The following is an 8,895-nucleotide window of genomic DNA, read 5'->3' on the forward strand; positions in this document are numbered from 1 at the left end:
CCCCCCCCCCCCCCCCCCCCCCCCCCCCCCACCCCCCCCCCCCCCCCCCCCCCCCCCCCCCCCCCCCCCCCCCCCCCACCCCCCCACCACCCCCCCCCCCCCCCCCCCCGGTGAATATTCTGATAAAATGTCGGTAGTCCAGTGCTCCCTCGGGGCGGGACGACCCAGCGCGTACCCCTGAACGGCGTCCACACCCTCGTCGGCCAATCCCGAGATCCACGCGGCGTCTTCGACGCCTTCGGCAATGACCAGCGCCCCAATCTCTTGGGCACATCGGACCCAGTGCCGCAGGGGTTCGGTCGTCCGCGCCGCCCACACCTGCACAATCGAGCGGTCCAGTTTCACAATGTCCGGTTGGACGCTGTACAACCGCTCCACGGTGGAGTGCCCCGTGCCCGCATCGTCCATGGCGATCCGGTATCCTTGCCGCTTTAATCGCTGGATTCCTTGCAGATCGGCTGCCGATAACGCCGTGCTCTCGGTCACTTCCCAAACCACCTGCGTGGGATTGGCCAAGTCCGACAAACTGCGGTACTCCCGAAAGTGCGCGCTACTCACGTTCAAAAATAATGCACCACCCAATGAGCCGGCGGCGACTTCCGCCGCTCTGATGGCAACCCGATCCAACGCCACGGCCAATTGCTTCTGTTGCGCATAGACCCACACACGATCCGGCGCGCTCCCATTCGGAAACCTCGACAAGGCCTCGAAGCCCCAACGTTCTCCCGTGACCGTCCAAATGGGCTGAAACACCGCCATAATCTCGCCAGATGCCAAAGCCGCGTGTAGCGCCTGATGAACCCCAGATAACGCATCGTTCATTTCCATTCCTCCTGGGCAAACGCGGATACCTTTTCTAAATTTCGCGCCCAATCGACAGAGTCCTTCTTTCACGTCCATACAAATTTCGACACGAGCCAGTAATAAGACCTATAATACAAATGAAGAGTAGATAAGGAGTCATCTGAATGGGTACCAAGCCGCCTCATCGCCGTCGGTCGGTAGCGGCCCCCCGGACCATGCTGTGGTTTGTGCTAGCCACTGCGGGATATACCGTGGGCACAACCGGCATCGGGTGGTGGGGTGCGACCACCGCTCACACCGTTCGTACGATCATAGCCGAAAGCATTCTTTGGGTCATTTTTCTTCTGACGATGCTCCGATTTCTGATGCATAGACTCGTACGTCCCTGGCAAGCCGCGGCCATTCACGACGACCTTACCGGCGTCTTGCGCGCCGGTGCCTTTTGGGAGCGGGCCGAACGCCAGATGACCGAGGCGATGATCGCCCGTCATCCAACTGCCTTCGTCTTCTTTGATCTCGATGATTTCAAGCAAATTAACGATCAGTACGGCCATGCGGTCGGCGACGCGGTGCTCCAGGCGTTGAGTACGATCTTGCGCCAATCCGTCCGTAGCGGGGATCTTCTCGGGCGCTTGGGTGGCGAAGAGTTCGGGTGGTTTATGACAGGCGTCGCGCCGGCGGACGCGGTGCTGGCTGCCCAACGTGTCCTCGCCCGGTGTCGAACGACGGCTGTGCTGCCTTTGCGTGGGTTTAGTCTCTCGGGCGGATTGGCCGTCGCCTCACCCGATCCTGCGGAACCCCTAACCGCCTGGGATTTGGGCCGTCGGGCCGATTACGCCCTCTATCAAGCCAAAGCACAGGGCAAAGGGCAAATTGTGCAATTCATGCCCTAACGCTCGTGGTTCGGAAAAATAGGCTACTGGCAACCAGCACTCGGTAGGGAGACATGTGGTCATCCAACCCGTTCACTCCGCTAATCCGTGCCGTCGAATCGTGTCGATCGATGGACAGGGGTTGAGTATTGGACCGGACGACATCCCATGGCACACTCGCATCGAGGTAACGAGCCATGCCGTTGGACCTTGGACCCGGATAGTGAGGAAATGGGGCTGTGGGTGGACCGGTGGCTGCAATCTCTGCGGAAGGCGGGGCTCAAGCCCCGTGCGTTGCAGCGGTACGCCGAACGGTTGGCGGATGCCCTGGCGGCCCGGATTGTGATTCGGACCTCGTGGCGGCGTTTTTTGCGTTTATCCATCAGGCGCCGTGATCCGCGCAAGCGTTGGGGCGCAACAAGATCGGGGATCGGGGTGCCTGTAGTGAGTAGGGTGCTCCTTGTCTGGCCCGTCGCCATAGCCTCCAACAACTCTAACGCCTCACCGCCACGCACTTCGCCCACGATGATGCGATCCGGGCGCATTCGCAACGCATTGATCACCAGTTGGCGGACAGTCGTTTGGCGATGCGCCTCCAAGCGAACGGTATTGCGGTGGGCAATGTTGAGCTCGCGTACGTCCTCAATAGTCACGAGCCGCTCCTGCTCGGGAATCTCTTCCGCCATAAGCCGAAGCAGTGAGGTTTTACCGCTGCTGGCGCCTCCGGCAATGATGATGTTGTGACGTTGCACCACCATCTGCCGCAAGTCCTCCCACAAGGCTTCACTAAATGACCCGCGGCTTAAGTAGTCATCAAGGCCCAGGGCACGTACCGGGTGACGGCGAATCGTAATGGACGGAACCTCCGAGACCGGCGGGATCACGCAATGAATACGGGAGCCATCACTGAGCTGGGCATCGCAGAGAGGCACCTCGGTGTTCAGTTCGCGGCCGGCCCGATTGGCAATGCGCCGTGCGAGGTCTCCCACTTCGTCGACATCGACGAAATCGACTGCCACGGGCTGGATGCGCCCCTCGCGTTCTACAAATGCATCCAGCCCGTTGACCATAATTTCCGTGACCGCCTCATCCTGCAACAGCGCGTCCAACGGTCCCAATCCCGTCAGTCGATGCACCAGCGAGCGGCGATAGAAGGCGGTCAGATGGGGCGGACACTGGAGATCCTCGGACACAATCTGACTTAAGGCTTCTTCCAGTCGCTCAACGCGCGTTCGATCCCATACTAAATGCTGGGCAACATCGGGATACCGTTCCATCAGAAGCTGACTCCACCGCGTCAAGGTTGGCTCCAGATCGCCCCGATCCTCTTCCGCATGGTTAGTTAACGCTTGAGCCGCCACGCTTTCCGGTTTCCAGCTAAACGTTGACATCAAATCCCTTCCCTTTCGTCTTCGCGCGCGCATGCGCCATCCATGCCCGCACACCCAACCGGGGCCGTCCAGAATCACACTCCGGTTCCGCCGGAGAGGCTCTGAGCGTATCCGGCGACAATACCGACACGTGTAGCTGCGGCTGGTATAAGCGGCAAAATTCGCGGGTATTCTGAAGCACGCGCTCACTGGTATCCTGGCTGGCCCAAACCATCATGTGCTCCACCCGGCTCACCACGTAGAGCGCTTCCCGCCGACCAATCCGGGACCCTAAATAGAGTCCCTGCCACGCCCACGGCAAATTGAGCATCCGATCCAGATCGGCGTTTTCCGGAACGGCGCTGCCCGGCCGCCAAGGCGGCGGGGCGGGAATCACCCAGAGTCCGTCGACGGCAAGTGCCCGCCAGCGCTCAAACAAATATTCGCCGCGTTCAAACACCCGTGGCGCAACATAGAGCGATGCGCCCGCGCCCGCCTCATCCAAGTCCACCCACCCGCCCCCAGGTCCCCACTGCTTTCGGGCCAATGCCCCAAGGCACTCCACTAGCGGCTTAAGCGGCGGATAAGGAAAGACCGACACCACCGTGAAACGCTGGGGCAGAACGAGCGAGGTCAAATCGCTCGAGGCCCACCAACGGCGCAGGCGGTCAGCATCAATCTCCCCACGCCATACTTCCGCTCGCCCCTGAAGCTCTTCCCATCGCGAGTGGCTGAATTTCTCGCCCACCCAGATGACGACTTCAGGTCCTCCGGCCCGATGAGGCCGGTCTAACAGCCACTCGAGCGCCATGTCGAAATCGGGAATTCGCTCTCCCACCAGTACCGCTTCAGCTTTGTCCATCGCCTGAACCGCCTCGCTCCAGGAACGCACCTGGATCACCGTCTTAGGCGCTTCCTGGGCAAGGAACTGGTCCACACCTTCGTGACCGCTTGCAACGATTTTCATCGTTCCATCCCCACTAGTTCAATGGTGCTTTCGAACGCCTGACGCTCATAAGCGATCGCCTGCGTGAGCGGCATAGCGACTTGCACACTTGCCCCGTGGCTCAGGCCTACCACCGTCACAGGGCCGGATTGCCAGGCCAGTTGCCCGTTTTTGAGAACCGCCAATATATCGACCTGGCGGCCAATGGCGGCCACAGTCACATCGGCGGAATCGGCGGGCGCCACCGCCACCACGACCGCCCCCGAAGGAGGCCTAGCCCCGACGTCCACGGGGGAGACAATCTCACCTGCAAAAAGTGGCGTCTTGGCATAGCCCACGAGCGATGCCGGCTCAACCCCATGGATACGGGTAGATTTCACCCAACGAATATCGGACGCGGAGAGCCGCGTCCCAGCAGCCACATCGTGCCGCAGCACCGGTACCAGCAGCGCCTGTGGCTGGCGGCGCGGCACCACGCTGAGCACCATGAACACCAGGGCTGCAGCCACGAATGCAGCCAATCCGGCCCGCTCTTGCAGGCGGCCGATTGCCCCTTTCATCCCAATCCCTCCCCTGTTGGCGCCAGCCATTGCTGCTCTTGGCGCGACGCAATCACCTTAAGCGGCAGATGGTCGTCATCAAGAATGAGAAGCCCTTCTCCTGTCCCCGCCGATCCAATCCAGTCCACTTCGCCGTCGTGAAGCCGCATCAGCTCGGCTACCTCCGCCAGACTTTCCGGGTGCTGGCGCAACAACAGCACCATGGGAGCGTTGCGAAAACAAACCTCGGCCGCCCGATTACGGGTAAAGTCTCCGATATCCTGCGACAACAGGCTGAGCGCCGTACCCCACTTGCGCGCCCGGCGAAATAGCTCCTCAAGATATGGCGCCGAACTGTGATCTGTCAGCAAGCGCCAGGCTTCATCAAAAATCACTAGCCGACGCCCCTCTTGACGTCCCATGCGCCGCATGACCCATTCGGTCAAGGCCAGATACACGGCTCCTTTGATGGACTCGCTGAGGCGACTCAAGTCAAACACCTCAAAGCGATCCGATGCAGCGTTGGGTGGCCCGGCGGCCGCCCGCCATCGCTCCCCGGCCAATCGTAGCCGAGACCCCGCTCTTCGGTCCGCTTTGTCCGTGGCCTCGATGAGTCGATCCAAGGTTACGGCAGTGACACTGTCTGGGGTAAAACGCCCCGGCGGGCCACTCATGAGGTGCCACAAGGCATCGTGGATGGATATTCCCCAAGTCTCCATAAGTTCAGGGGACAACCGCCGGAGTAGCCGCAGGATAAAGTCCCCTTGGCGTTCTCGTTCCTCGATGCCGCCCGTATCAACGGTGAATGGGTCATAGGGAAAGCCGCTGGCCTGGCCCAAAGTCCACAGGGTAGCGCCACGCTCTGCCAACCATCGGTACTCGCCCTCGGGATCGACGATGGTGACGCGGATGCCCCGATAACGGGAGCGAACGGCCTCAAGTTTTGCGGCAAAGCTCTTCCCCGCTCCCGACCACCCAATAGTAATGGAGTGGGGTGCAGCCATTTGAAACCGGTCCACGATAACCAAGGTTCGGCTGGCAGGATTGATGCCCATCACTTGGCCGTGCGGATGTACCACATCGCGCGAGGAAAAGGGAAACAGCGTTGCCCAGGCGCGCGAATCCATCTCGCGCAGCTTGTCGCTCCCCTCGCCCAATGGCCACAGTCGTCGGAGCCCTATTGCCTGCTGAAACCGGAGCCGGCGCAACACCACCATCATCCCCTGTGCCAGACTCTCCAAAAGCCGTGAGTTGTGCTCCAATTCCTCCAACGACCCACCCCAAACTGTGATGGTGAGACCGACTTCCAGCATCCGGGCATCGCCACGGGCCATCTGCCGGCGCACCGTTTCAGCATCCTCAAGCGCGACGCTGTCCTCGGCGCGTCCGATGCGTCCTTGCGCCCGATCCGCCGCAACCGATCCGCGATGCCAAACCATACGCCGGCCGATGCTTTTCACCGCCTCGCCCAAATCCACGGGGGCGCAAGATATGGCCAGTGTAATGGGGTCGGGAAACCCCATCAACGGTTCAAACCAACCCGGACTGACTTCCCGGGGATACCCAACCACGGTATAGCTGCGGGCATAAGTGTCTCCCACCTCGGCATAGTCCGGAAAGAGCGCCAAATGCGACGGCCACACCGCATCCAATGGATCGCGCCTCGGCTCCCAACGCCGTCTTAATCCCATGCCCAATTCACCCCCGCCGGCAAACGCCGACCGCCACCCAAGCTGGCAAACAGGAAGCGGAACAGATCATCCCGTTCCAAGCTCTTTACCCGGATGCCTAGCGGCTTAAGCCCGGCCGCAATCAAGTCGCGGCGCCGTTCCAATTCCCGTTCCGCCTCGTCCCACAGCACTTCGCCGTGCCGCCGGGGCCGAGTGCGTGTATCGAGTCCCTGCCATGAAAGAATGATGAAAAATCGCCGCCGTACCAGATGCTGGACCGTAGCTGTCTCTTGAATAAACTCGATGTAGTCGCCTAAAGATGGCCTCAAATGGGGTTCAATGTCCTCTTCGCCACTCTTCATTTCGCCAAGATAGTCATCCATTCTCAATACATCGGAGCGCACCAAGATCTCTACGGGAAAGCTTAAGCTGTTTAAAAAAGCCGTGTAGGCGTTGACTAGCCGTTCTTGATCCTTTACCGAACGGAGGCCGAAATTGATGGGAAACGCTTCTAACACTGCCGAGTAACGATCCCGCCCCACCAGACACAAACCGGGACCCACGGCACGAATGGGAAAGACTTGATTCATCCGAACAGCCATATTCTCGTCACCTCTTTAGACATGTCATGAGAAATCCATTCTCCCTTAGGGAAGGAAGAGTCGGGGTCGAAGCCAGAAGCCGGCGGCGCGGCATGCCCATTCGGGAAGGCTGGTGCCTTCCAACCGAACCAGGGCCATAGCCAATCCCAGCGTGGTCGTTGCCGCCATGATTGCAAGAGCGGCTGTGCGGTGCTGGTGCAGCATCCGCCACCAGACCAAGTCCAAAGCTGCTGCCGCCATGACCCATATCAGGTCCGCCAATGTCATTCCGAACAATATTTCCGGCTCGCGTTTTAAGGGCAGGAAGACCGTTCGTGTTACCGCCATAGTCGTGTCACTCCCCACCCGGCGCCGGCTAAGCGGCGGAATTGCGCGGGAACCCGGGTCATATACCAAAACAGGGCGACTTCCAGAAAGATGGTGGAGTTGCCCAAAGACCGGGATCCGACCAACTGCACTGCGAGCCAAAAGCACGCAGCATGCAGCGTTTGCACAAACACCACCACCACGAGTTCTCGAAGTAGATTGCCAATGGCCCGGTCATCTCCGAACGCGGCCCAAGCCATGGCGAACCAGGGAATGGCTGCTGTCAACAGATAGAGCTCAATCATGCGAGCGGCATAGAACACCGCCAGATATAGCACGATCCCAATCAGCGCCAGCGCCGTAAGGAGTACGGCTAACGGAGACAGACTGCCTTGAGGAGCAGCTCCTGAGGCCAGGGACCCGGCGCCGCCGATTATCGCCGCCACCGCCGCGTTATTGAGGGTTAGCATCATCCGCACCGCCCAGATCCCAGCCGTTGCCATGAGGGCCGCGGTGAGCAAGCGTTCCAGCACCACCGGAAGCGGCAGCCGAAGTCCCGGCAAGGCGAGTTCAGGCCACATCGAGCGGAGCACCGCCACCAACAACACCACCCCCACTGTACCCAGAGCGGCGTCACGGCTGATGCTGTAGAGATGCATGACCGCCGAGGGCCACGGCAACGGCGCGAACAGCGTGTGTTTCAGTCCTTTGCCGGCCAGCCTTACCATTTGCTGCCACGCCCAGCGGGATAAACTGTTGACTACCCAAACTACCGGGTCAAGCGTGGGGCGACTCATCACGAAACCACATACTGAATCAGTTGGCGAATGACATCCACCATCAACACCAACCCCAACCCCATGGCCGCACGTCCCATCAATTCCTTGCTGGCCTGCACGGCCCGCGGATTGTGCGACACCATGAAGCGGATGCCGCCATAGACCATCACCAAGGTAAAGATTCCGCCGGCCAGATCAGCCAAGAGACCCGTCAACCGGCTGATTGCTTGTATGACGGCGCCGTCCGGCATCGTATCGCCTCCCCAAAGAAAATGGTGAGGGCTTAACCCTCACCGCAAATGGTAGCGACAGATTGTTCCAGATTCTCTGTCTAAATTTTCGACCCACTTCGACACACGAATTATGATCCCCCCAAACAGCCGCGCAATTGGCTGAATTCCCTTTATTTCGTCACCACTCGACAAATTTACAGGATTTTCTTAGTCTAAAGACGACTAGCCTTTTGCTTCTTTTTGAGCCGTTCCTGCCGCCTGGCTTCCGCCGCGTGAAACCGCTCTTCTTCCTCGGGAGTGCGTAAAATCAAGGGGGGAACCTCGACGGGTTGGCCGGTTTGACTCAACGCCACGAAGGTGAGAAAAGCGGTCGACGTCTTCTTGCGTTCGCCTGTGTCCATATTTTCTCCATAGACATCCACGCCGACCTCCATCGAGGTGCGGCCCACCCAGTTTACCTGAGCGATGAGATGAACGACTTCACCGATGCGAATGGGATGCAAAAATTCTACGCTGTCAATGGATGCCGTGACCGCCACACGCCCGGCGTGACGATTGGCGGCCATGGCGGCGGCCATATCCACCCAATACATGATGCGACCGCCAAAAATATTGCCCAATTGATTGGAGTCCCCCGGCAAGACCAACTCGGTCATCTCGGTGCGGGACTCCGCCACGGTCTTCCCTTGCGCCACTGTCGATTCTCCTCTCATTGCATAGGGTCGCGTCGTCCAGACGATGCTAAACCCGCTGGTCTCTTACAGGGTTACCAGA

At 60.0% G+C, this 8,895-nt stretch carries 11 protein-coding genes; 1 reads left to right on the forward strand and 10 read right to left on the reverse strand.

What is annotated here, in order from left to right; translation table 11 throughout:
* Window positions 1-822: EAL domain-containing protein (locus tag HIJ39_RS09410; protein ID WP_169099005.1), on the reverse strand; the 822-nt coding region annotated here is incomplete at its 3' end.
* 146 nt (window positions 823-968) lie between these two features.
* On the opposite strand from HIJ39_RS09410, the gene HIJ39_RS09415 reads away from it, so the two are divergent.
* Window positions 969-1,697 (forward strand): GGDEF domain-containing protein, encoded by a 729-nt coding sequence (locus HIJ39_RS09415; RefSeq protein WP_169099007.1) that lies wholly within the window; start codon window positions 969-971, stop codon window positions 1,695-1,697.
* An 80-nt stretch (window positions 1,698-1,777) separates the two neighbouring features.
* On the opposite strand, the gene HIJ39_RS09420 is transcribed toward HIJ39_RS09415, so the two are convergent.
* The 9 genes from HIJ39_RS09420 to HIJ39_RS09460 all read right to left on the reverse strand — a co-directional run bounded on the left by HIJ39_RS09420 (window position 1,778) and on the right by HIJ39_RS09460 (window position 8,816).
* The gene (locus HIJ39_RS09420) at window positions 1,778-3,067 is read right to left on the reverse strand and encodes a TadA family conjugal transfer-associated ATPase (protein WP_169099009.1); all 1,290 of its coding nucleotides are present in this window, start codon (window positions 3,065-3,067) and stop codon (window positions 1,778-1,780) included.
* On the reverse strand, window positions 3,054-4,013 hold the full coding sequence (locus tag HIJ39_RS09425; protein WP_169099010.1) for a hypothetical protein: 960 nt from the start codon (window positions 4,011-4,013) through the stop codon (window positions 3,054-3,056). The genes HIJ39_RS09420 and HIJ39_RS09425 overlap by 14 nt, the downstream gene beginning before the upstream one ends.
* Window positions 4,010-4,552, reverse strand: coding sequence for an SAF domain-containing protein (locus HIJ39_RS09430; protein ID WP_169099012.1), 543 nt, complete (start codon window positions 4,550-4,552; stop codon window positions 4,010-4,012). Before HIJ39_RS09430 ends, HIJ39_RS09425 begins: the two co-directional genes overlap by 4 nt.
* Window positions 4,549-6,222, reverse strand: a complete 1,674-nt coding sequence (locus HIJ39_RS09435; RefSeq protein ID WP_169099014.1) for a VirB4 family type IV secretion system protein — start codon at window positions 6,220-6,222, stop codon at window positions 4,549-4,551. Before HIJ39_RS09435 ends, HIJ39_RS09430 begins: the two co-directional genes overlap by 4 nt.
* Window positions 6,213-6,803 carry a type VI secretion protein gene (locus tag HIJ39_RS09440; protein ID WP_169099016.1) on the reverse strand — a complete coding sequence of 197 codons (591 nt, stop codon included), beginning with the start codon at window positions 6,801-6,803 and terminating at the stop codon, window positions 6,213-6,215. Before HIJ39_RS09440 ends, HIJ39_RS09435 begins: the two co-directional genes overlap by 10 nt.
* A 45-nt stretch (window positions 6,804-6,848) precedes the next feature.
* Window positions 6,849-7,130 carry a hypothetical protein gene (locus HIJ39_RS09445; RefSeq protein ID WP_169099018.1) on the reverse strand — a complete coding sequence of 94 codons (282 nt, stop codon included), beginning with the start codon at window positions 7,128-7,130 and terminating at the stop codon, window positions 6,849-6,851.
* Window positions 7,121-7,906 (reverse strand): hypothetical protein, encoded by a 786-nt coding sequence (locus tag HIJ39_RS09450; RefSeq protein WP_169099020.1) that lies wholly within the window; start codon window positions 7,904-7,906, stop codon window positions 7,121-7,123. Before HIJ39_RS09450 ends, HIJ39_RS09445 begins: the two co-directional genes overlap by 10 nt.
* Entirely contained in the window at window positions 7,906-8,139 is a 234-nt protein-coding gene (locus HIJ39_RS09455) for a pilin (protein WP_169099022.1), read from the reverse strand. The genes HIJ39_RS09450 and HIJ39_RS09455 overlap by 1 nt, the downstream gene beginning before the upstream one ends.
* Before the next feature lie 194 nt (window positions 8,140-8,333).
* Window positions 8,334-8,816, reverse strand: coding sequence for an acyl-CoA thioesterase (locus HIJ39_RS09460; protein ID WP_420824569.1), 483 nt, complete (start codon window positions 8,814-8,816; stop codon window positions 8,334-8,336).
* Between the last annotated feature and the right edge of the window lie 79 nt (window positions 8,817-8,895).

It is taken from the genome of Sulfobacillus harzensis, assembly GCF_012933365.1.
Lineage (GTDB): Bacteria > Bacillota > Sulfobacillia > Sulfobacillales > Sulfobacillaceae > Sulfobacillus_B > Sulfobacillus_B harzensis.

Coding starts and splice junctions, on each gene's coding strand:
- HIJ39_RS09415 (WP_169099007.1), top strand. CDS start 969: ATGGGTACCAAGCCGCCTCATCGCCGTCGGTCGGTAGCGGCCCCCCGG.
- HIJ39_RS09420 (WP_169099009.1), bottom strand. CDS start 3,067: ATGTCAACGTTTAGCTGGAAACCGGAAAGCGTGGCGGCTCAAGCGTTA.
- HIJ39_RS09425 (WP_169099010.1), bottom strand. CDS start 4,013: ATGAAAATCGTTGCAAGCGGTCACGAAGGTGTGGACCAGTTCCTTGCC.
- HIJ39_RS09430 (WP_169099012.1), bottom strand. CDS start 4,552: ATGAAAGGGGCAATCGGCCGCCTGCAAGAGCGGGCCGGATTGGCTGCA.
- HIJ39_RS09435 (WP_169099014.1), bottom strand. CDS start 6,222: ATGGGATTAAGACGGCGTTGGGAGCCGAGGCGCGATCCATTGGATGCG.
- HIJ39_RS09440 (WP_169099016.1), bottom strand. CDS start 6,803: ATGGCTGTTCGGATGAATCAAGTCTTTCCCATTCGTGCCGTGGGTCCC.
- HIJ39_RS09445 (WP_169099018.1), bottom strand. CDS start 7,130: ATGGCGGTAACACGAACGGTCTTCCTGCCCTTAAAACGCGAGCCGGAA.
- HIJ39_RS09450 (WP_169099020.1), bottom strand. CDS start 7,906: ATGAGTCGCCCCACGCTTGACCCGGTAGTTTGGGTAGTCAACAGTTTA.
- HIJ39_RS09455 (WP_169099022.1), bottom strand. CDS start 8,139: ATGCCGGACGGCGCCGTCATACAAGCAATCAGCCGGTTGACGGGTCTC.